Origin of the sequence: Streptomyces sp. NPDC047453 (assembly GCF_040643155.1) — a bacterium.
Taxonomy (GTDB): domain Bacteria; phylum Actinomycetota; class Actinomycetes; order Streptomycetales; family Streptomycetaceae; genus Streptomyces.
This window is the reverse complement of record NZ_JBEYTS010000005.1, coordinates 39,225-59,828: the sequence shown is the minus strand read 5'-3', so window position 1 is coordinate 59,828 and position 20,604 is coordinate 39,225. Positions and strand designations below refer to the sequence as shown.

Sequence of the window (20,604 nt, the reverse complement as noted above, 5' to 3'; positions counted from 1 at the left end):
TGTTCCTCTCCCACCGGGGGTTCGGCTGAGTGATGCCGACGCTACGCACGGTGTACGCCGGTGGTGAGGGTTACGGCATTTTCCGGTGGAACATGCGACCGAGGGGCTAATGTGGGTCGACTGAACCGGGTTTCAGGCGGGGTTCGCCATGTCTTCGGCGCACCTAAAAGCTTTTCGGTGTGTCTCAGGCGCGCTCGGGGGCGCGCAGGGTGGTGAGCGCCGACGCGTGCGCCCCTCCTGACTCGGTCACGATCTCCTCGACCGGCTGCGGCTCGCGCACGACCGCGAAGGCGACACCCCCGGAGCCGTCCGGAACGTAGCCGTAAACCCCTGGCCGGGGCAGGGAGTTGTAGGCGTAGTGGTGGGCGAAGTAGTAGGCCCCGGTGTCCAGCGCCGCCACGTGGTCGCCCGGCTCGAGTGGGGCGAGCGCGCGGGCCTCGGCGAGCAGGTCGCCCGCGAAGCAGGCGGGCCCGGCCACGTCCTGCACCACCTCGGGTCCCGGCTTGGGCCGCCCCTTCGCGTCGTACGCGGCCAGGCGCAGCGGCCAGGCCTCCGGCACGTAGACCGTGCGCGTCGCGACCTGCACGCCCGCGTGGGTCACGGCGACCGGCCGCCCCCCGGCGCTCTTGGTGTACTCCACCCGGGCCACCATCGTGCCCTGCTTGGCCAGCAGCGACCGCCCGAACTCGGTCACCAGCCCGTACCGCCCCTCGCACAGTCCCGGCACCACCTCGCGCAGCAGCCGCGCGTACCGCGCGTACGTCGGAGCGGTCGCCTCGGAGCCGAAGTTCACCGGCAGCCCGCCGCCGATGTCGAGGGTGTCGATCTGCCGCCGCCCCGCGCGCGCGTTGATCTCCTCGGCGAGCTCGTACGTCCGCGCCACGCCCTGTGCCATCAGGGCGAGCGGGATGCCCTGGGACCCGGTGTGGGCGTGCAGCCGGGTCAGCCACGGCCGGTCCAGATACGCCCGCACGACCCACTCGCGGGCGCCCTCGTCACGGAGCCCCACCCCGAACTTCGAGGTCGCCGTGGCCGTCGACAGCGCTTCGATGGCACCCCCGCCGACCTGCGGATTCACCCGTATCCCGAGCGGCGAGCGAGGGGTGGCGGAGCCCACGAGGGCGTCGATGCGGGCCAGCTCCTGCGGGTTGTCGGCGTTGACGGCGATACCGAGTTCCAGCGCCTCGCGCAGTTCGGCCGGCGTCTTGGCGGGTGAGTCCAGGACGGTACGGGCGGGCGGCACCCCGGCCGCCCGCGCCAGCGCCAGTTCCCCGGGGCTCGCCACCTCGGCGCCGATGCCCTCGTCGTGCAGCAGCCGGAGGACGGGCACGAGCGGGGTCGCCTTGACCGCGAAGGCGTGCAGCACCGGAGTCCCTGGCGCCAGCACCGCCTCGAACGCCGCCCGGAGCGCCGCCGCGGACTCCCGGATGCCGGTGACGTCGAGCAGGCCCACGATGGGGGAGCCGGGGCCGAGCAGCCCCTGCGCCACCGCGGCCCGCACCGCCTCGTCCCGCCGCACCGCCCGCTCGCGGTCCGCCTCGCCGATCCCGTCGCCGTGCTTCTGGTCCATGCCGTCGTCCATGCCGTCGTCCATGCCGCGTCCCCGGTCCCGTCGGTGTGCCTTCAGGTCCTGCCTTCCTGACCTGGAGCGGGCCAAACATCCACTGGCCGTGCGGGCCGGCCCGTGCACATGTATTGACTAGCTCTATTCATGACGCCAGGATGTGAATAGTCGCAGTAACAATCCGCCGGGAGCACCCACCAGGAGGCAGACCATGTCAGGACCCCGCCCCGTACGAGCGCCGCGCGGTACGGAACTGAGCGCCCTGGGATGGCAGCAGGAAGCCGCCCTGCGGATGCTCCAGAACAACCTCGACCCCGAGGTCGCCGAGCACCCCGACAAGCTCGTCGTCTACGGCGGCACCGGCAAGGCGGCCCGCGACTGGCGCTCCTTCGACGCCATGGTCCGCACGCTGAGGACCCTCAAGGCCGACGAGACCATGCTCGTCCAGTCCGGCCGCCCGGTCGGCGTCATGCAGACCCACGAGTGGGCCCCGCGCGTGCTGCTGGCCAACTCCAACCTCGTCGGCGACTGGGCCAACTGGGAGGAGTTCCGCCGCCTGGAGGCCCTCGGCCTGACCATGTACGGCCAGATGACCGCCGGCTCCTGGATCTACATCGGCACCCAGGGCATCCTCCAGGGCACCTACGAGACCTTCGCCGCCGTCGCCGCGAAGAAGTTCGGCGGCACGCTCGCCGGGACGATCACCCTGACCGCCGGCCTCGGCGGCATGGGCGGAGCCCAGCCGCTCGCCGTCACCATGAACGACGGCGTGGCCATCTGCATCGACTGCGACCCGCGCGCCATCGACCGGCGCATCGAGCACCGCTACCTCGACGTGAAGGCCGACTCCCTGGAGCAGGCCCTCCAGCTGGCCGTTGAGGCGCGCGACCAGCGCAAGGCCCTCTCCATCGGTGTCCTCGGCAACGCGGCCGAACTCGTCCCGCAGCTGCTCGCCATGAGCGCGCCCATCGACATCGTCACCGACCAGACCTCCGCCCACGACCCGCTGTCCTACCTCCCGGTGGGCGTCGACGTCGAGGACATGGCCGACGCCGCCGCCAAGGACCCGGCCGGCTTCACCACCCGGGCCCGCGAGTCCATGGCCCGGCACGTCGAGGCCATGGTCGGCTTCATGGACGCCGGCGCCGAGGTCTTCGACTACGGCAACTCGATCCGTGGCGAGGCCCAACTCGCCGGGTACGAGCGGGCGTTCGCCTTCCCCGGGTTCGTCCCCGCCTACATCCGGCCGCTGTTCTGCGAGGGCAAGGGCCCGTTCCGCTGGGCCGCGCTGTCGGGTGAGGCGTCCGACATCGCCAAGACCGACAAGGCGATCCTGGAACTGTTCCCCGAGAACGAGTCCCTGGCGCGCTGGATGAAGATGGCCGGCGAGCGCGTCCACTTCCAGGGCCTGCCCGCGCGCATCTGCTGGCTCGGCTACGGCGAGCGCGACAAGGCGGGCGAGCGGTTCAACGACATGGTCGCGAGCGGTGAGCTCCAGGCGCCGATCGTGATCGGCCGCGACCACCTCGACTGCGGCTCCGTCGCCTCCCCGTACCGGGAGACCGAGGCCATGCTCGACGGCTCCGACGCGATCGCCGACTGGCCGCTGCTGAACGCGATGGTGAACGTGGCGTCGGGCGCGTCGTGGGTGTCGATCCACCACGGTGGCGGCGTCGGCATGGGACGGTCCATCCATGCCGGCCAGGTGACGGTCGCCGACGGCACCGCGCTCGCCGGGGAGAAGATCCGGCGGGTGCTCACCAACGACCCCGGCATGGGCGTGATCCGGCACGTGGACGCCGGGTACGACATCGCGGAGTCGGTGGCCGGCGAACGCGGAGTGCGCGTGCCCATGCGCGAGGGTGAGGAGGCGTGACGCGGCATCCGGCCGACCCGAGCGAGGTCCGCCCGGCCGCGACGCGGACCCCGTCGCCTGCCGTGGGCGACTCCTTCCACACGATGTGGCGGGAACTGCTCCCCGTCGGGCGCCACCCCGAGTCCGGCGGCTACCGGCGATTCGCCTGGACCGCGGCCGACGCCGAGTGCCGTGCCTGGTTCCGGCAGCAGGCCGAGGACCGCGGGCTGGCCTACGAGGTCGACCGCAACGGCAACCAGTGGGCCTGGCTCGGGGATCCCGCGGCCGGGGACGCCGTGGTCACCGGGTCGCACCTCGACTCCGTGCCCGACGGCGGGGCCTTCGACGGCCCCCTGGGCGTCGTGTCCTCCTTCGCAGCCCTCGACGAACTGCGCGGCAGGAACGCGCGGTTCACCAAGCCACTGGCCCTCGTCAACTTCGGCGACGAGGAGGGCGCTCGGTTCGGGCTGGCCTGCACCGGCTCGCGGCTGACCGCCGGACAGCTCACCGTCGAGCAGGCGCACCGGCTCACCGACGCCGACGGGGTCACGCTGCCCAGGGCCATGGAGGCCGCCGGGTACGACCCCGACGCCATCGGCCCCGACCCGGAGCGGCTCGCGCGCATCGGCGCCTTCGTCGAACTGCACGTCGAGCAGGGACGCGCCCTCGACCTGACCGGCGACCGCGTCGGTGTGGCCAGCGCCATCTGGCCGCACGGGCGGTGGCGGTTCGACTTCCGGGGCGAGGCCAACCACGCGGGCACCACCCGGCTCGTCGACCGGCGCGACCCGATGCTGTCGTATGCCGAGACCGTGCTCGCCGCCCGGCGCGAGGCAACGCTCGCCGGTGCCGTCGCCACCTTCGGCAAGATCGCCGTCGAGCCGAACGGCGTCAACGCGATCCCGTCCCTGGTGCGCGGCTGGCTCGACTCCCGCGCCGCCGACCAGGCGACCCTGGACACCGTGGTCACCGGCGTCGAGAAGGCGGCCCGCGAGTACGCCGCCGCGCACGGCGTCGACCTGGACGTGGTCCGCGAGTCCTTCACGCCCGTCGTCGAGTTCGACCACGCCCTGCGCGACGAGCTCGCCCGCCTCCTGGGCACGGACACTGACCTGAAGGTGCCGGTGCTCGGCACGGGCGCCGGACACGACGCCGGAATCCTGTCCGGGAGCGTCCCGACCGCCATGCTGTTCGTGCGCAACCCCACCGGTGTCTCGCACTCCCCGGCCGAGTTCGCGGCCGAGGACGACTGCGTGGCCGGGGTGCGCGCGCTCGCCGACGTACTGGAAGGGCTGGCCTGCACGTGACCCCCACCGAGCAGACGCGGACGTACTGGCTGGAGCAGGCCTGGCTCGGCACCCATGTCGAGCCGGGCGTGGCCCTCGACGTGCGCGGCGGCCGCATCGCGGCCGTCCGCACCGGCGTGCCCGTCCCGCCGCCGGGAGCCGAGGCGCTGCGGGGACTCACGGTCCCGGGACTCGCCAACGCGCACAGCCACGCCTTCCACCGGGCTCTGCGCGGCACCGTCCAGGTCGGCTCCGGGACGTTCTGGACCTGGCGCGAGGTCATGTACGCCACCGCCGGCCGGCTCAGCCCCCAGACGTACCACGCGCTGGCCCGCGCGGTGTACGCCGAGATGGCGCTGGCCGGCATCACCGCCGTCGGCGAGTTCCACTACGTCCACCACGCTCCGGGAGGCGCCCGGTACGCCGACCCGAACGCGATGGGCGAGGCGCTGATCGAGGCCGCCGCCGAAGCCGGAATCCGCATCACCCTCCTCGACACCTGTTACCTGTCCTCCGGGTTCGGTCAGCCGCCCGACACCCACCAGCTCCGCTTCTCCGACGGGACGGCCGAGGCCTGGGCCGAACGCTGTTCAGTTCTCAAGGAACGGGATCACGCGCGGATCGGTGCCGCCGTGCACTCCGTACGGGCCGTGCCCGCGCGGGAACTGGCGACGGTGGCGCGGTGGGCCGAGGAGCGGCGGGCCCCGCTCCATGTGCACCTGTCGGAGCAGACCGCCGAGAACGACGCCTGTCAGGCCGCCCACGGCTGCACCCCGGCGCGGCTGCTGGCCGACCACGGCGTGCTCGGCCCGCGCACGACCGGCGTGCACAACACCCACCTGACCGACGAGGACATCGCCCTGCTCGGCGGATCCGGCACCGGCACCTGCATGTGCCCGACCACCGAGCGGGACCTGGCCGACGGCATCGGGCCCGCCGCCGCCCTCCAGCGCGCCGGCTCCCCGCTCTCCCTCGGCTCCGACAGCCACGCCGTCGTCGACCTGCTCGAAGAGGCCCGCGCGATGGAGCTGAACGAGCGGCTGCGCACCCGCACCCGCGGCCACTGGACGGCCGCGGCCCTGCTGCGCGCCGCGACCGCCGACGGGCACGCCGCCCTCGGCTGGTCCGACGCCGGCAGCCTCACCCCCGGCGCCCTCGCCGACTTCACGACGATCGCGCTGGACTCGGTCAGGACAGCGGGGACGCTGCCCAGGCTCGGCGCCGAGACGGCCGTATTCGCGGCGACCGCCGCGGACGTACGCCATACGGTCGTGGCCGGTCGGCACATCGTGCGGGACGGCGCCCACACCCTCGTACCCGACGTGCCGTCGGCGCTTGCAGGCGCCGTCGAGGCACTGCGCGGATGAATCCCCCCGTCACCCTTGAGGACACCATGAGCAGCACCGTCATCACCAACATCGCCACGCTGGTCACCAACGACCCCTCCCTCGGTGACGGATCCCCCCTCGGACTGGTCCGGGACGCGGCCGTCGTCATCGAGGGCGACCGCATCGCGTGGACCGGTGAATCCAGCAAAGCACCCGCCACTGACAACCGGGTCGACGCCGGCGGCCGGGCGGTGATCCCCGGCTTCGTCGACTCCCACTCCCACCTGGTCTTCGCGGGCGACCGCACCGAGGAGTTCAACGCCCGCATGTCCGGCCGGGCCTACAGCGCGGGCGGCATCCGCACCACGGTCGCCGCCACCCGCGCCGCCACCGACGCGGAGCTGGAGGCGAACCTCACCCACTACCTCGCCGAGGCCCTGCGCCAGGGCACGACCACCTTCGAGACCAAGTCCGGCTACGGCCTCACCGTCGCCGACGAGGCCCGCGCCCTGCGCATCGCCGCCGCGCACACCGACGAGGTCACCTACCTCGGCGCCCACATCGTCTCCCCGGACTACGCCGAGGACCCGGCCGCGTACGTCGCCCTGGTCACCGGGGAGATGCTGGACGCCTGCGCCCCGCACGCCCGCTGGGTCGACGTCTTCTGCGAGAAGGGCGCCTTCGACGGCGACCAGGCCCGGGCGATCCTCACCGCGGGCAAGGCCAAGGGCCTGCTCCCGCGCATCCACGCCAACCAGCTCACCTACGGCCCGGGCGTCCAGCTCGCCGTCGAGCTGGACGCGGCCAGCGCCGACCACTGCACCCACCTGACCGACGCGGACGTGGACGCGCTGGCGAACGGGGACACGGTCGCGACCCTCCTGCCCGGCGCCGAGTTCTCCACCCGCGCCCAGTGGCCCGACGCCCGCCGCCTCCTCGACGCGGGTGTCACGGTCGCCCTGTCCACCGACTGCAACCCCGGCTCGTCGTTCACCTCCTCGGTGCCCTTCTGCGTCGCGCTCGCCGTACGGGACATGGGCATGACCCCCGACGAGGCGGTCTGGGCGGCGACGGCGGGCGGTGCGAGGGCCCTGCGCCGCGACGACGTCGGCCGTCTGTCCCCGGGCGCCCGCGCCGATCTCGCCGTCCTGGACGCGCCCAGCCACGTCCACCTGGCCTACCGGCCGGGCGTTCCGCTGGTCACCCAGGTCTGGCGGCGCGGCGTACGCGAGGTCTGAGCAGGGCCCGTCCGGCGGATCGAGCCGCAGGAGACCGAGGGAAGGCGCCCCACCGGCCGCCCGGGTCCCGCCCGGGACCGGTCAGGCGCTGCCCGCCCGCCACTTCTGCGCCGTACCCCCGCCGCGCGGGTCGAGGGAGAGGTAGCCGTCCGTGTGCGGGGTGAGAGCGGTCCCGGTGGCAATGGCCGGGCGGATCACGCCGTCCGGGTCGACGGTGAAGCGCAGATTGAGGCCGTTCCTGCCGTCGACCGACGAGCACCTCCAGATGCCGACGCCGTTGTCCACGGAACCGCGGCTGTCCAGGCAGAAATCGGGGTCCGCCGCCGACTGGAGCACCTGGCGCGAGGCGTCGAACCGCCAGAGCTGGCTGGACGCGGGCCCGCACGGGGCGGTGACGACGTCCGTGCCGTTGTCGAAGTCACCGGCCACGTCCAGGCAGCGGTCCGAGGCGGCGTTCACCACCTGCGCGTAGGACGCTCCGGGTGGATGCACCGGCGAGGGCGACGGGCTGGGCGGCGGCTTCGGGTGCGCCGTCCGGGAGCGGCCCGGCGTCGGTTCGGGGGACGGATGCCGGGAGGGGGGCCGGGAGGTCGCGGACGGAGAGGGTGCGGGCGGGGTCGCCGACACCGTGGCGGTCACCGTGACCCGTACCGGCGGCGTGGGCACGGTCACCGCGCCCGCCGCCCGCTGGTGCGGTGTGCCGTCGTTCGAGGTGAGCAGGAACAGCAGCAGCGGCGCGAGGGCCACGCCGAGCGCCGCCGAGGCCAGCACGTAGCGGCGGGAGGGCGGCCAGGCGGCGGCCCGCGCCCGGGCTCCCGGAGGCGGATCGGCCGGACGCCGTGCGACGTAGGCGGCGCCGCCCCAGGGCAGCAGGCCCTCGGCCACCGCGGTGCGCGGGTCGTCGCGCAGGGCGGACTGCTCCTCGAACGCGGCCGAGCAGTGGCCGCAGCGCGCCATGTGGGCGTGCAGGTCCAGGCTCGCGCGGGGGTGGTCCGGCCGTACCGCCTCCTCGATGAGCCGGCGGAAGTCACCGCAGCGCGGGTCGTCCGAGGCGGCCAGACGTGTCCTCAGACAGGCCTGGGCCAACGCCTTGAGCGCCTGCGGGGTGCCGTGCACCACGTCCTGGCGGGTGAGGCCGAGGAACCTGGCCGTCCGCTCCTCGGGTTCCTGCTCCGCGATCCCGTACCAGACCAGGCCCTGGACGCGGGTCGGCAGCGACCGGAAGGCGCTGAGCAGAGGCGGTACGGGGCCCTCGGGGCCGGCCGTGTTCAGGACCAGCAGCAGCCCGGGGTCGACGCCGCCGGACCGCTCGTCCCGCGCCCAGGCGGCGGTCAGCCGGGCGGTGAGCAGCAGCAGGCGCAGCCGGACCGGGACGCCCGGGTCCGCACCGCGCGCCGTCTCGCGGGCGGCGAGGGTGAACGCCTGCGCCGCGAGTTGACGGGCGGCCGACTCGCCGGCGGTGCAGTGCCGGGCGTGGGCCAGGACCGGGGGCAGGTGGCGGGCGCGCAGTTCGCGCAGTGCCGGATAGACGGTGGGGGTGTCGGCGCGGAGCAGTTCGGTGAGCCATGTGTCCGAGGCGTCCTCGTACGGTCCACCGCCCGTGTCCCCGGTCTCGACGCCGTCGTCGGTCCCGTCGGCCCGAGCCATTGACCCGCCCTCCTCGCACCCCTGGTGACACGGCCGGACTCCGGACGTACCGGCCGGTAGGGAGTGACCCATAGTGGGGGAAGCAGGCCCCGGGGGAAAGAGGTTGCCCAGGGTTTCCCGGGGTAACGGTGCCGGGGCGGCGGGCTTCTCGGCGCACGCCCCGCACGCCTCGCACGCCCCGCACGCCCCGCAGCCACGCAGGCCCCACACACTCCGCACGCCCCGCACGCGCCGGGCGGGCCGAGGTGCTGGGGCCGCGGTCCGCCCGGCGCCACTGACGGCACCGGACGGAAACGTCCCCTTCACCCCATCACGCCTTCACCCGGTCACTCCTCGAGTGTCAGACCCTTGCGCAGTTGTCCGAGCGTCCGGGAGAGCAGCCGAGAGACGTGCATCTGCGAGATGCCGAGTTCCTCGCCGATCTCCGACTGGGTCATATTGGCCACGAACCGCAGGGACAGGATCTTCCGGTCCCGGGAGGGCAGCTGGGCGATCAGCGGCTTCAACGCCTCGACGTACTCGATGCCTTCGAGCCCGTGGTCCTCGTAGCCGATGCGGTCCGCGAGGGCGCCCTCGGAGTCGTCCTCCTCGGGCTGGGCGTCCAGCGACGACGCGGTGTAGGCGTTCGAGGCGGCCATGCCTTCCACCACCTCGTCGTTGGACAGCCCGAGGTGCTCGGCGAGTTCGGCGACCGTGGGGGCGCGGTCGAGCCGCTGGGCCAGTTCGTCACCGGCCTTGGCGAGGTCGAGGCGCAGTTCCTGGAGCCGGCGCGGGACGCGCACGGACCACGAGGTGTCGCGGAAGAACCGCTTGATCTCGCCGATGATGGTGGGCATCGCGAACGTCGGGAACTCCACGCCCCGGGACAGTTCGAACCGGTCGATCGCCTTGATCAGGCCGATGGTGCCGACCTGGATGATGTCCTCCATCGGCTCGCTGCGGGAGCGGAAGCGGGAGGCGGCGAACTTGACGAGCGCGAGGTTGAGCTCGACGAGCGTGTTACGGACGTACGAGTAGGCGTGGGTGCCTTCCTCGAGGAACTCAAGCCGCTCGAAGAGGGCCTTGGACAAGGCCCGGGCGTCGTCGGGGGCCACCTCGTCGTACGGGGGGATGTCCGGAAGTCCGGCCAGTGCGTCGGCCTGATCGGCCCGCTCGGCGCGTACGTCGTGGAACTCGATGGGATCCAGGTGCTCCGCTGGGGATGCCGACGTCGCCATCTGGGTATGCGATGCGTCGAGCCGGGGTGACATGATGTCCTCCATCGTTCTCGGCATATGGCTGCCGAAGCCAATTCGTGCACTGCGGTGTGCGGCGCCTCCAAAGCCGGCCGTGTCGGGTGCGGGTCCCTACTAGCCCTACCCGCTTTCCCAACACCGCCGCAAGTTCCTTATGTGGGGGTATGTCCGTTTGTGTGCGGATGTTCGGCTGTCGGAGCGGTGAGGGAAGGCGTAGTGTTCGAGGGCGTCAGACAGCAGCCAAGACCCCGGGAGAGAGAGACGGCATGGACCGCGGGACGGTCGGCAGCGCACAGTCGGGCCGGCTTCTGGTGGAGGTGCGGCAAGAGGGTTCCAGTGCCGTCGTGACGCCGGCGGGTGAGCTCGATCACCACACGGCCGACCTGCTGCGCGAACCGCTCGAGGAGTGCCTCGACAAGGGGCGCTCGCGCCTGGTGGTGGATTGTTCACGCCTGGAGTTCTGCGACTCCACGGGGCTGAACGTGCTGCTGGGCGCGCGGCTGAAGGCAGAGGCGGCCGGAGGGGGTGTGCATCTGGCCGGGATGCTGCCGGTGGTGGCCCGCGTGTTCGAGATCACAGGGGCGGACGCGGTCTTCACCGTGCACGACTCCCTGGAGGATGCCCTGGCCGACGAGGCCGACTGAGCCGGCCTCGGGTTCGTTGACGTGCCCCTTCCGTGTTTCGCGCCCGGCGTATGCCGGGCGCACGTACGGCGGGCCGAAAACGGGGGTGTTCCCCCCGATCGGTCGGGCAGGAGACATCCTGAGTGGATCGGTCGCCCTCGCGGGAGCCGGCGACCGGGGTTTCGGCATGTGTACGGACGTACCGAGTGTGTACGTGTGAAGTGACTGGTGACTTTTGAATCGTGAACTGGTGAATCGGTGAGGTGAAGCGCTGATGAGCACCACCCGGCCTTACTCGCCGGGCGACCGCGGCCCGGAGCCCAGCGGCGCTTCCGGGGCGTCCGAGGGGGACGCGCCGACGGGCGCGGTACCCACAGGGGGTGCGACGGCCGTGCCGGCGGCCCCGTCCGGGAGTCGCCAGATCCGCAGGCTGAGCTTCGATGGCGAGAGCGGCGTCGTGCCGCTCGCCCGCGACTTCACCCGCCAGGCACTGTACGCGTGGGGCTGGCTGCCCGCCGCGACCGCCGACCAGCGGGCCGCCGCCGAGGACGTGCTCCTCGTTGTCTCCGAACTGGTCACCAACGCCTGCCTGCACGCCGAGGGTCCCGACCAGATGGAGATCACCTGCGACAACAAGGTGATCCGCATCGAGGTCTCCGACCGCGGCACCGGCCAGCCCGCCCCGCGCACCCCGCACCGCGCCGGCCGCCCCGGCGGCCACGGCATGTTCATCGTCCAGCGGCTGTGCCTGGACTGGGGCGTCGTCCGCGCTCCCGGCGTCACCGGCAAGAGAGTGTGGGCCGAGCTGGGGGCGCCCGCCTGAACGCGGAGCCGCTCGGCGAGGCCCGACGGCGACCGCGACACCAGGACCGCGACACCAGGACCGCGACACCAGGACCGCGACACCAGGACCGCGACACGAAAGGGCCGCCCCACGAGGGGCGGCCCTTTCGGCGATCGGGGGGTGACGTCAGTGGACGTCGCCCATCAGGGACTTCACCTTCCGGCGGTACATGTAGACCGCGACACCGGCGAGGGCGGCGAGGACCGCCTCCAGGGTGACCGCCCCCGTGCCGCTGAGGTCGACCCCGGCCACGGCGGGGTTGGACAGCAGGCTGGTGATGGAGTCGCCCGCGGTGACCGCGAGGAACCACACGCCCATCATCTGGCTGGCGTACTTGGCCGGCGCCATCTTCGTCGTCACCGACAGGCCGACCGGGGAGAGGCACAGCTCGCCGACGGTCTGGATCAGGTAGATGCCGACCAGCCACATCGGGCTGACCAGGGTGTCACCGTTGGCCATGCCCAGCGGCAGCAGGAAGAAGAAGAACGAGACGCCGATGAAGAACAGGGCGGCCGCGAACTTCGCGACGGTGCTCGGCTCCTTGCCCTTGCGGCTCAGCCACAGCCAGAACCAGGCGAAGACCGGGGCCAGGGCCATGATGAACACCGGGTTCAGCGACTGGTACCAGGAGGACGGGAAGTCGAAGCCCAGCAGCGAGGAGGAGGTCTTGGTCTCACCGAACGCCTGGACCGTGGAACCGCCCTGGTCGTAGATCATCCAGAAGGCGGCGGCCGCGACGAAGAACCAGATGTAGCCGGTCATCTTGGACTGCTCGACGGTCGACAGCTCCTTGTCGCGCTTGATGCGCAGCAGGACGCCGGCCGGGATGACCAGACCGATGACGGTGAGCGGGATCATCGCCCAGTTCAGGGTGAAGTGGCCGGTGAAACCGACGATGCCGTAGAAGACGGCGGCGATGGCGAGCCAGGTCAGGCCCTTGCGCAGCCAGGAGGCACGCTCGGCGGTGTCCAGCGGCTTGGGCACGACGTTGCTCTGCGGGCTCAGGTTCCGGGTGCCGATGAGGAAGGCCGCGAGGCCGATCGCCATGCCTACGGCGGCGAGGCCGAAGCCCAGGTGCCAGCTGACCTGCTGGCCGACGGTGCCGATGATCAGCGGCGCGAAGAAGGCACCCATGTTGATGCCCATGTAGAAGATCGTGAAGCCACCGTCGCGGCGCGGGTCGTCCGGGCCCTTGTAGAGGTGGCCGACCATGGTGGAGATGTTGGCCTTCAGCAGGCCGGAGCCGAGCGCGACCAGCGCGAGACCGGCGAAGAAGGGCGCCTGGCCGCCGGGCAGCGCCAGCACCGTGTGGCCCGCCATGATCGTGATCGCGGCGATCGCCACCGTCTTGCGGGGACCCCAGACGCGGTCACCCAGCCACCCGCCGGGCATGGCGAGCAGGTACACCATCGACAGGTAGACGGAGTAGATGGCGGTGGTGGTGGCCAGATCCATGCCGAGGCCACCGGTCATGCTCCCCTTCTTGGCGTCGGGGCCGCCGGAGAGCAGGTACACGACGAGAAGGGCTCGCATGCCGTAGAAGCTGAAGCGCTCCCACATCTCGGTCATGAAGAGGGTGGCCAGGCCGCGGGGGTGGCCGAAGAAGGTCTTTTCGGAACCGGGGGTGCCCGGATGGACCGAGTCCTTCGTCAGGCTGGACGCCATGGTCGTTCCTTGCTGGTCGGGACGCGCCGCCCTCGGCGGGTACGCGCCCGGTGGGGGTGGCCGGCACCGGCAGGCCCGAGGTCCACCCCACGCCCAGGGGGATCCCGCTCCGGATCGCGAAGCGGCGGACGACGGCCACCGGGATCCACACCTCTGCCCGCGTCGACGCGCGTACGAGGCCCGGCCCTAGGTCATTCTTCCCGGGCCGGTTGGGGCCGACCCGCCCACAAAAGAGACCTTCAGCGTCAAGACGATCGCCAAAGGTCCCCTGTGTGCATCAGACGTTCAAGCCACCATACGGCAGGACACTGCCGGATATGGAAGGACTTGAGACACGGATCACAAGTCGCTCGGGAACCCTGCCCGGCTTTCGAAGGTCTATTACCAAGGCCTCAAAGGATCGCATTCCGCGCCGACCGGTCCGTGCCACGGGGCCGCACAGGCGGCCCCCGACCGGCCGCAAGGTAAGAACCGTGCGTGCCGATCAGACCGCGGGACCACCCCAGCGGGCGGCGCGGGCGGACTACCATCGGCTCATGACCCGTGTACTGCTCGCCGAGGACGACGCGTCCATCTCGGAGCCGCTGGCCCGCGCACTGCGCAGGGAAGGTTACGAGGTCGAGGTGCGTGAGGACGGACCCGCCGCGCTCGACGCCGGAATGCAGGGCGGTGTCGACCTGGTCGTGCTGGACCTCGGGCTGCCCGGCATGGACGGCCTGGAGGTCGCCCGTCGGCTGCGCTCCGACGGCCACACGGTGCCCATTCTGATCCTGACCGCACGCGCCGACGAGGTGGACACCGTCGTCGGCCTCGACGCGGGCGCCGACGACTACGTCACCAAGCCCTTCCGGCTCGCCGAACTGCTCGCCCGTGTCCGGGCCCTGCTGCGGCGCGGCGCCGCCGAGCCGCAGCAGCCGCCCGCCACGCACGGCGTGCGCATCGACGTCGAGTCCCACCGCGCGTGGATGGGCGACGAGGAGCTCCAGCTCACCGCCAAGGAGTTCGACCTGCTCCGGGTGCTCGTACGGGACGCGGGCCGGGTCGTCACCCGCGACCAGCTGATGCGCGAGGTCTGGGACACCACCTGGTGGTCGTCCACCAAGACCCTCGACATGCACATCTCCTGGCTGCGCAAGAAGCTCGGCGACGACGCGGCGAACCCCCGGTACATCGCGACCGTGCGCGGCGTGGGATTCCGATTCGAGAAGAGCTGAGCCGGCCGCCCCGCGCTTTCGTCAGGTAGGAGGACATGCGCCGCCGACTGATCCAGTCCACGCTTGCCGTGGTCCTGGTCGTGATCGCCGTCTTCGGCTTGTCCCTGGTGATCGTCGAGACCCGCACCATCAGCAGCAGTGCCCAGGAGCGGGTCGACTCCGAGGCGCTGCGGCTGGCCAGCATCGTTGACAGCAGGCTGCTCGGCGCGGCCACGGTCAACGCCGACGTCCTGCGCAACCAGGTGGCCGACGGCCAGTACGCCGTGATCGGCATCCCCGGGCAGCAGCCCATCAAGGTCGGCGCCAAACCGTCCGGCGACGTGATCCACTCCACGGCCAAGGGAGAGCAGGGCGAGACCGTCCGGGTGGAGGAGCCCCGCTCCTCGGTGACCCGCGAGGTCGGCCGCACCCTGCTGATCATCGGCCTGGTGGCGCTGCTCGCGGTGGTCGCCGCGGTGCTGCTCGCCGTCCGCCAGGCCAACCGGCTCGCCTCCCCGCTGACCGACCTCGCCGAGACCGCCGAGCGCCTCGGATCCGGCGACCCGCGCCCCCGCCACAAGCGCTACGGCGTGCCGGAGCTGGACCGGGTCGCGGACGTGCTCGACGGATCGGCCGAGCGCATCGCCCGCATGCTGACCGCCGAGCGGCGGCTCGCCGCCGACGCCTCCCACCAGCTGCGTACGCCGCTGACCGCGCTGTCCATGCGTCTGGAGGAGATCACCCTCACCGACGACCCGGACACGGTGAAGGAGGAGGCGAACGTCGCGCTCGCCCAGGTCGAGCGGCTGACCGACGTGGTGGACCGCCTGCTGACCAACTCCCGCGACCCCCGTACCGGCTCCGCCGTCTCCTTCGACCTCGACGAGGTCATCCAGCAGCAGATCGCCGAGTGGCGCCCCGCCTACCGCAGCGCCGGCCGGGCGATCGTCAGCTCCGGCAAGCGGCACCTCCAGGCCGTGGGCACCCCGGGCGCCGTCGCACAGGTGCTGGCCGCGCTGATCGAGAACTCCCTGATGCACGGCGGCGGCACGGTGGCGCTGCGCACCCGCGTGACCGGCAACCAGGCCGTGGTGGAGGTCACCGACGAGGGCTCCGGCGTCCCCGCCGACCTGGGCGCCCGTATCTTCGAGCGCACCATCAGCGGCCGCAACTCCACGGGCATCGGGCTGGCCGTCGCCCGCGACCTCGCCGAGGCCGACGGCGGCCGCCTGGAACTGCTCCAGGCCCAGCCGCCCGTCTTCGGCCTGTTCCTGTCCCGCACCCCGCCGTCGAAGAAGCAGTCGGAGGACCACCCGACGGTGCGCTGACCGCGGCCGGCACCGACGGGACCCAGCGGAAGAGCCAGGACCGGCAGGTCCTAGCGGAAGACCTCGGGCCGGGGCTTCTTCGACTCGGTCTCGAGGAAGTACTCCGCGCCCGCCACGGTCTCCCGGGCCGGCAGGGTGCGGAAGACCCAGGTGCGGTACGACCAGAAGCGGAACAGGGTCGCGACGCCGATGCCGAGGAACTTGAAGACGTTGCTCTGCAGCGGGCTGTCCCAGCCGAAGCCGTACGTCGCCAGGTACAGCACGCCGTTCTCGATCACCAGGCCGACCACGCTGAACAGGAGGAACAGCGTCAGTTCCCGGGTGCGCCCGCTCTTCTCGCGGTCCCGGTACGTGAAGTAGCGGAAGCCGACGTAGTTGAAGGCGATCGCGACGACGGTCGCGATGACACTGGCCCGCACCACCTGAAGTCCGGTCACGTGCCGCACCAGGTTGAACACGAGCAGGTTGACCAGCAGCCCCGCTCCGCCCACCGCGCCGAACTTCACGACCTCGCGCCACAGCTGGTCCACGCGCCTGCGAAGCGCGCCGCGGGGCGCCTGGGGCGCCGGTCGAAGCCCCGAGGAACCATGTTCCATGGTCGTGCAGGCCCCCGTCTCGGTCGGTTCGGTCAACCCGGCCATGCTAACCAGCGCTCCACACCCGCGCCTGTGGACAAGGCATCAGCTCGGGAACAGGTCGGAAAGAGTCCGGGAAAAGGCGGGAAAGAGCCGTCGAAGCGACTGGTAAGAGCGCCGACGGGCACGCCGGCGCGGTCGGGTGCGTACGTCCGTGCGGCGGGTGACGTCCCCGCGAGGCGTCGGCGCGGCCCCGGCGGGCGCGGAAGCGGGCCGCACTGCGGCGGCCGATACCCTAGGAGCGTGACATTCCCGGTAGTCGGCATGGTCGGCGGGGGTCAGCTCGCTCGTATGACACACGAGGCGGGCATCCCGTTGGGCATCAGGTTCAAGCTCCTCAGTGACACTCCCCAGGACTCCGCGGCACAGGTGGTGAGCGACGTCGTCATCGGCGACTACCGCGACCTGGACACGCTGCGCGCGTTCGCGCGGGGCTGCGACGTGATCACCTTCGATCACGAGCACGTCCCCACCGAGCACCTGCGGGCCCTGGAGGCGGACGGCATCCCCGTACGCCCCGGCCCCGACGCGCTCGTGCACGCCCAGGACAAGGGCGTGATGCGCGCGAAGCTCGACGCGATCGGCGTGCCGTGCCCGCGGCACCGGATCGTGACCGACCCGCAGGACGTGGCTGCGTTCGCGGCCGAGGGCGACGGTTTCCCCGTGGTCCTCAAGACCGTCCGCGGCGGTTACGACGGCAAGGGCGTGTGGGTGGTCGACTCCGCCGAGGAGGCCGCAGAGCCCTTCCGCGCCGGCGTGCCCGTCCTCGCCGAGGAGAAGGTCGACTTCGTCCGGGAGCTGGCCGCCAACGTCGTACGCTCCCCGCACGGCCAGGCCGTGGCCTACCCGGTCGTGGAGTCGCAGCAGGTGAACGGTGTCTGCGACACCGTGATAGCCCCGGCCCCCGACCTGGACGAGAGCCTCGCCCTCCAGGCCGAGCAACTCGCGCTGACCATCGCCAAGGAACTCGGTGTCGTCGGCCACCTCGCCGTCGAGCTGTTCCAGACCCGCGACGGGCGCATCCTCGTCAACGAGCTGGCGATGCGCCCGCACAACTCCGGCCACTGGTCGATGGACGGCGCCATCACCTCCCAGTTCGCCAACCACGTCCGCGCGGTCCTCGACCTGCCGCTCGGCGACCCCCGCCCGCGCGCCAGGTGGACCGTCATGGCGAACGTCCTCGGCGGCGACTACCCCGACATGTACTCCGCGTACCTGCACTGCATGGCCCGCGACCCCCAGCTCAAGATCCACATGTACGGCAAGGACGTGAAGCCCGGCCGCAAGGTCGGCCACGTCAACACCTACGGCGACGACCTGGACGACGTGCTGGAACGCGCCCGTCACGCAGCCGGCTACCTGAGAGGCACCATCACCGAATGAGCCCAGTTGTTGGCATCGTCATGGGGTCGGACTCCGACTGGCCCGTCATGGAGGCCGCCGCCGAGGCGCTCGACGAGTTCGAGATCTCCTACGAGGTCGACGTCGTCTCCGCGCACCGCATGCCGCGCGAGATGATCGCGTACGGCGAGCGTGCGGCGGAGCGCGGACTGAAGGCGATCATCGCGGGCGCGGGCGGGGCCGCCCACCTGCCCGGCATGCTCGCCTCCGTCACGCCGCTGCCGGTGATCGGCGTGCCCGTCCCGCTCAAGTACCTGGACGGCATGGACTCGCTGCTGTCGATCGTGCAGATGCCCGCCGGGGTCCCGGTGGCGACCGTGTCGGTCGGCGGCGCCCGCAACGCGGGTCTGCTCGCCGCCCGGATCCTCGCCGCGCACGACGAGGAGCTGCTCGCCCGGATGCGGGAGTTCCAGCAGGAGCTGAACGACCAGGCCACCGAGAAGGGCAAGCGGCTGCGCGCCAAGGTCGAGAACTCCGGCGCCTTCGGCTTCGGCACGGGGAAGTGACGCCGGTGTCCTCGCTGAACGAAGCCCGGGACCTGCTGCGCGAGTTCCCGGTCGTCGACGGCCACAACGACCTGCCCTGGGCGCTGCGCGAGCAGGTCCGCTACGACCTCGACGCCCGCGATATCGCCACCCCCCAGAACGCCCATCTGCACACCGACCTGCCGCGCCTGCGCGAGGGCGGCGTCGGCGCCCAGTTCTGGTCGGTCTACGTCCGCGCGGACCTGCCCGACCCGGTGCCGGCGACGCTGGAGCAGATCGACTGCGTACGGCAGCTGCTCGCCCGCCACCCGGCCGACCTGGCCCCCGCCCTGACCGCCGCCGACATGGAGGCGGCCCGCGTGGACGGCCGGATCGCCTCCCTCATGGGCGCCGAGGGCGGCCACTCCATCGCCGACTCCCTCGGCACGCTGCGCGGGCTGTACGCGCTCGGCGTGCGCTACATGACGCTCACCCACAACGACAACGTGGCCTGGGCGGACTCGGCGACGGACGAGCCGGGCGTGGGTGGCCTGTCGGCCTTCGGCCGCGAGGTGGTCCGGGAGATGAACCGGCTCGGCATGCTGGTCGACCTCTCCCACGTGGCCGCGACGACCATGCGGGACGCGCTCGACACCACGAGCGCGCCGGTGATCTTCTCGCACTCCTCCGCGCGGGCCGTGTGCGACCACCCCCGCAACATCCCGGACGACGTGCTGGAGCGGCTGCCCGTCAACGGCGGGATCGCGATGGTCACGTTCGTGCCGAAGTTCGTGCTCCAGGCGGCCGTGGACTGGACGTCCGCCGCCGACGAGAACATGCGTGCGCACGGCTTCCACCACCTCGACACCACCGCCGAGGCGATGAAGGTCCACCGTGCCTTCGAGGAGGCGAACCCGCGCCCGGTCGCCACGGTCGCGACGGTGGCCGACCACCTCGACCACATGCGCGAGGTCGCCGGCATCGACCACCTGGGCATCGGCGGCGACTACGACGGCACGGCCTTCACCCCCGACGGCCTGAACGACGTCTCCGGCTACCCGAACCTGATCGCGGAACTGCTCGACCGCGGCTGGTCCAGGACGGACCTGGCCAAGCTCACCTGGCAGAACGCGGTCCGCGTCCTGGGCGCCGCGGAGGACGTCGCCCGCGACCTGCAGGCCACCCGGACGCCGTCCAACGCGACGATCGCCGAACTGGACGGGTGACCCGGTACCGGGCGGCGGGAGGCCGTGTACCTCCTGCCGTCCGGCGCACACGACGGCTGACGGACGCCTCTCAGCAGGCGCACAGGCAGAACGGGTGCCCGGCGGGGTCGGCGTAGACCCGGAAGCCACGCGCCCGGTCCGTCGCGTCCAGCGGTCGCGCGCCGAGTGCCAGCACCCCCTTCTCCGCCGCGTCCAGATCGTCCACCACCAGGTCCAGGTGGGACTGCTGCGAGGCGTCCGCGCCCGGCCACTTCGGCGGCACGAACCCCGGCGCCTTCTGGAACGCCAGCGCCGACCCGCCCGGCACCTTCAGGTCCACCCAGTCGTCCTCGCCCTCCACGGTCCCGCCGAGCACCTCGGCGTAGAAGCCGGCGAGGGCGCGCGGGTCGGGACAGTCCAGGACGACGACACCCAGCTTGGCGAGAGCCATGACTTCCTCCCAGTCGGGGATGGTGTTACCCGTTGAGCCGGGTAACCAGTAACCGTTACTGCATGCTGGCGCATAGCGGGTAACGACGCAACCGGTTTCGCGAGGTACCGTCGCTGACATGAGTGAGAGATCGTCCGCGCCCGGAGGCCTGGCGCTGGTCGAGTCCTTGGTGAACACGCTGGACATCGAGACGGGCGCCGACTCGCTCGACACGGCGGAGGGCCGGGCGCGCCTGGGGATCCCCGAGGCGGAACTGCCGCAGGCGCGCGAGCTGCGCGAGTCGCTGCGCGCCACGTTGCTGGCCCACGCCGGGCATCCGCCCCACCGGACGGTGACACCGCTGGGCGAGCTGCTGGCGGGAGCGCCCCTGCTGGTGGCCGTCGACGCCCGGGACGGCTCCGCCACGCTCGCTCCCGCCGACGACGGCCCCCTGCTCTCCCGGGTCGCGGCCGCCGTCGCCGAGGCCCTCGTCGCGGGCACCTGGGCCCGGCTGAAGGCCTGCGAGGCGGTCACGTGCCACTGGGCGTACTACGACCGCAGCCCGGCCGGCCGCGGCCGCTGGTGCTCGATGCAGGTGTGCGGGGCGCGCGCGAAGATGCGCCGCTATCGGGCGAAGCGGACGTGATCCACGGGGAGTTCACT

General features: G+C 72.1%; 18 protein-coding genes. 12 read left to right on the top strand and 6 right to left on the bottom strand.

Features of this window, described 5'->3' with window-relative positions:
• Positions 1 to 184: 184 nt before the first annotated feature.
• Positions 185 to 1,570, bottom strand: a complete 1,386-nt coding sequence (locus tag ABZ818_RS07015) for a diaminopimelate decarboxylase (protein ID WP_361412070.1) — start codon at positions 1,568 to 1,570, stop codon at positions 185 to 187.
• 205 nt (positions 1,571 to 1,775) lie between these two features.
• Between ABZ818_RS07015 and hutU the strand changes: the two genes are divergently transcribed.
• The 4 genes from hutU to hutI all read left to right on the top strand — a co-directional run bounded on the left by hutU (position 1,776) and on the right by hutI (position 7,271).
• The gene (hutU, locus tag ABZ818_RS07010) at positions 1,776 to 3,440 is read left to right on the top strand and encodes a urocanate hydratase (RefSeq protein WP_361411755.1); all 1,665 of its coding nucleotides are present in this window, start codon (positions 1,776 to 1,778) and stop codon (positions 3,438 to 3,440) included.
• 83 nt (positions 3,441 to 3,523) lie between these two features.
• Positions 3,524 to 4,726: an allantoate amidohydrolase gene (locus tag ABZ818_RS07005; protein ID WP_361412068.1), complete on the top strand. Its 1,203-nt coding sequence runs from the start codon at positions 3,524 to 3,526 to the stop codon at positions 4,724 to 4,726.
• Positions 4,723 to 6,072, top strand: coding sequence for a formimidoylglutamate deiminase (locus ABZ818_RS07000; RefSeq protein WP_361411753.1), 1,350 nt, complete (start codon positions 4,723 to 4,725; stop codon positions 6,070 to 6,072). The genes ABZ818_RS07005 and ABZ818_RS07000 overlap by 4 nt, the downstream gene beginning before the upstream one ends.
• Positions 6,073 to 6,098: 26 nt before the next feature.
• Complete coding sequence (gene hutI / locus ABZ818_RS06995; protein ID WP_361411751.1) at positions 6,099 to 7,271, top strand: imidazolonepropionase; 1,173 nt, start codon at positions 6,099 to 6,101, stop codon at positions 7,269 to 7,271.
• 81 nt (positions 7,272 to 7,352) lie between these two features.
• Here hutI and ABZ818_RS06990 read toward each other — a convergent pair whose 3' ends face one another.
• Together ABZ818_RS06990 and ABZ818_RS06985 are read right to left on the bottom strand one after the other, a co-directional pair.
• Positions 7,353 to 8,918 (bottom strand): RICIN domain-containing protein, encoded by a 1,566-nt coding sequence (locus ABZ818_RS06990; protein ID WP_361411749.1) that lies wholly within the window; start codon positions 8,916 to 8,918, stop codon positions 7,353 to 7,355.
• A gap of 326 nt (positions 8,919 to 9,244) precedes the next feature.
• Positions 9,245 to 10,180 carry an RNA polymerase sigma factor SigF gene (locus ABZ818_RS06985; RefSeq protein WP_361411747.1) on the bottom strand — a complete coding sequence of 312 codons (936 nt, stop codon included), beginning with the start codon at positions 10,178 to 10,180 and terminating at the stop codon, positions 9,245 to 9,247.
• Positions 10,181 to 10,419: 239 nt separating this feature from the next.
• On the opposite strand from ABZ818_RS06985, the gene ABZ818_RS06980 reads away from it, so the two are divergent.
• Together ABZ818_RS06980 and ABZ818_RS06975 are read left to right on the top strand one after the other, a co-directional pair.
• Positions 10,420 to 10,797 (top strand): STAS domain-containing protein, encoded by a 378-nt coding sequence (locus tag ABZ818_RS06980; RefSeq protein WP_361411745.1) that lies wholly within the window; start codon positions 10,420 to 10,422, stop codon positions 10,795 to 10,797.
• A 253-nt stretch (positions 10,798 to 11,050) separates the two neighbouring features.
• The gene (locus tag ABZ818_RS06975) at positions 11,051 to 11,599 is read left to right on the top strand and encodes an ATP-binding protein (RefSeq protein ID WP_361411743.1); all 549 of its coding nucleotides are present in this window, start codon (positions 11,051 to 11,053) and stop codon (positions 11,597 to 11,599) included.
• A gap of 147 nt (positions 11,600 to 11,746) precedes the next feature.
• On the opposite strand, the gene ABZ818_RS06970 is transcribed toward ABZ818_RS06975, so the two are convergent.
• A complete protein-coding gene (locus ABZ818_RS06970; protein ID WP_361411741.1) occupies positions 11,747 to 13,285 on the bottom strand; it encodes an oligopeptide:H+ symporter in 1,539 nt (512 codons plus the stop codon).
• Between the two features lie 536 nt (positions 13,286 to 13,821).
• Here ABZ818_RS06970 and ABZ818_RS06965 point away from each other — a divergent pair.
• Together ABZ818_RS06965 and ABZ818_RS06960 are read left to right on the top strand one after the other, a co-directional pair.
• On the top strand, positions 13,822 to 14,499 hold the full coding sequence (locus ABZ818_RS06965; RefSeq protein WP_100571005.1) for a response regulator transcription factor: 678 nt from the start codon (positions 13,822 to 13,824) through the stop codon (positions 14,497 to 14,499).
• 35 nt (positions 14,500 to 14,534) lie between these two features.
• Entirely contained in the window at positions 14,535 to 15,806 is a 1,272-nt protein-coding gene (locus ABZ818_RS06960) for an ATP-binding protein (protein ID WP_361411739.1), read from the top strand.
• A 50-nt stretch (positions 15,807 to 15,856) separates the two neighbouring features.
• Here ABZ818_RS06960 and ABZ818_RS06955 read toward each other — a convergent pair whose 3' ends face one another.
• Positions 15,857 to 16,402 (bottom strand): GtrA family protein, encoded by a 546-nt coding sequence (locus ABZ818_RS06955; protein ID WP_361412066.1) that lies wholly within the window; start codon positions 16,400 to 16,402, stop codon positions 15,857 to 15,859.
• A gap of 282 nt (positions 16,403 to 16,684) precedes the next feature.
• Between ABZ818_RS06955 and ABZ818_RS06950 the strand changes: the two genes are divergently transcribed.
• Genes ABZ818_RS06950 through ABZ818_RS06940 form a run of 3 tightly spaced genes read left to right on the top strand, consistent with a single transcriptional unit; the run spans position 16,685 to position 19,532 of the window.
• Positions 16,685 to 17,824, top strand: coding sequence for a 5-(carboxyamino)imidazole ribonucleotide synthase (locus ABZ818_RS06950; RefSeq protein ID WP_361411737.1), 1,140 nt, complete (start codon positions 16,685 to 16,687; stop codon positions 17,822 to 17,824).
• On the top strand, positions 17,821 to 18,348 hold the full coding sequence (purE, locus tag ABZ818_RS06945) for a 5-(carboxyamino)imidazole ribonucleotide mutase (RefSeq protein WP_361411735.1): 528 nt from the start codon (positions 17,821 to 17,823) through the stop codon (positions 18,346 to 18,348). The genes ABZ818_RS06950 and purE overlap by 4 nt, the downstream gene beginning before the upstream one ends.
• 5 nt (positions 18,349 to 18,353) lie before the next feature.
• The gene (locus ABZ818_RS06940; RefSeq protein ID WP_361411733.1) at positions 18,354 to 19,532 is read left to right on the top strand and encodes a dipeptidase; all 1,179 of its coding nucleotides are present in this window, start codon (positions 18,354 to 18,356) and stop codon (positions 19,530 to 19,532) included.
• A 70-nt stretch (positions 19,533 to 19,602) separates the two neighbouring features.
• On the opposite strand, the gene ABZ818_RS06935 is transcribed toward ABZ818_RS06940, so the two are convergent.
• Complete coding sequence (locus ABZ818_RS06935) at positions 19,603 to 19,962, bottom strand: VOC family protein (protein ID WP_361411731.1); 360 nt, start codon at positions 19,960 to 19,962, stop codon at positions 19,603 to 19,605.
• 118 nt (positions 19,963 to 20,080) lie between these two features.
• Between ABZ818_RS06935 and ABZ818_RS06930 the strand changes: the two genes are divergently transcribed.
• Complete coding sequence (locus ABZ818_RS06930; protein WP_361411729.1) at positions 20,081 to 20,587, top strand: CGNR zinc finger domain-containing protein; 507 nt, start codon at positions 20,081 to 20,083, stop codon at positions 20,585 to 20,587.
• The last annotated feature ends 17 nt before the right edge of the window (positions 20,588 to 20,604 follow it).

Excerpts from the sequence above, each read along its gene's own strand:
- ABZ818_RS07015 (WP_361412070.1), bottom strand. The coding sequence starts at position 1,570 with ATGGACCAGAAGCACGGCGACGGGATCGGCGAGGCGGACCGCGAGCGG.
- hutU (WP_361411755.1), top strand. The coding sequence starts at position 1,776 with ATGTCAGGACCCCGCCCCGTACGAGCGCCGCGCGGTACGGAACTGAGC.
- ABZ818_RS07005 (WP_361412068.1), top strand. The coding sequence starts at position 3,524 with ATGTGGCGGGAACTGCTCCCCGTCGGGCGCCACCCCGAGTCCGGCGGC.
- hutI (WP_361411751.1), top strand. The coding sequence starts at position 6,099 with ATGAGCAGCACCGTCATCACCAACATCGCCACGCTGGTCACCAACGAC.
- ABZ818_RS06990 (WP_361411749.1), bottom strand. The coding sequence starts at position 8,918 with ATGGCTCGGGCCGACGGGACCGACGACGGCGTCGAGACCGGGGACACG.
- ABZ818_RS06985 (WP_361411747.1), bottom strand. The coding sequence starts at position 10,180 with ATGGAGGACATCATGTCACCCCGGCTCGACGCATCGCATACCCAGATG.
- ABZ818_RS06980 (WP_361411745.1), top strand. The coding sequence starts at position 10,420 with ATGGACCGCGGGACGGTCGGCAGCGCACAGTCGGGCCGGCTTCTGGTG.
- ABZ818_RS06975 (WP_361411743.1), top strand. The coding sequence starts at position 11,051 with ATGAGCACCACCCGGCCTTACTCGCCGGGCGACCGCGGCCCGGAGCCC.
- ABZ818_RS06970 (WP_361411741.1), bottom strand. The coding sequence starts at position 13,285 with ATGGCGTCCAGCCTGACGAAGGACTCGGTCCATCCGGGCACCCCCGGT.
- ABZ818_RS06965 (WP_100571005.1), top strand. The coding sequence starts at position 13,822 with ATGACCCGTGTACTGCTCGCCGAGGACGACGCGTCCATCTCGGAGCCG.
- ABZ818_RS06960 (WP_361411739.1), top strand. The coding sequence starts at position 14,535 with ATGCGCCGCCGACTGATCCAGTCCACGCTTGCCGTGGTCCTGGTCGTG.
- ABZ818_RS06955 (WP_361412066.1), bottom strand. The coding sequence starts at position 16,402 with ATGGAACATGGTTCCTCGGGGCTTCGACCGGCGCCCCAGGCGCCCCGC.
- purE (WP_361411735.1), top strand. The coding sequence starts at position 17,821 with ATGAGCCCAGTTGTTGGCATCGTCATGGGGTCGGACTCCGACTGGCCC.
- ABZ818_RS06935 (WP_361411731.1), bottom strand. The coding sequence starts at position 19,962 with ATGGCTCTCGCCAAGCTGGGTGTCGTCGTCCTGGACTGTCCCGACCCG.
- ABZ818_RS06930 (WP_361411729.1), top strand. The coding sequence starts at position 20,081 with ATGAGTGAGAGATCGTCCGCGCCCGGAGGCCTGGCGCTGGTCGAGTCC.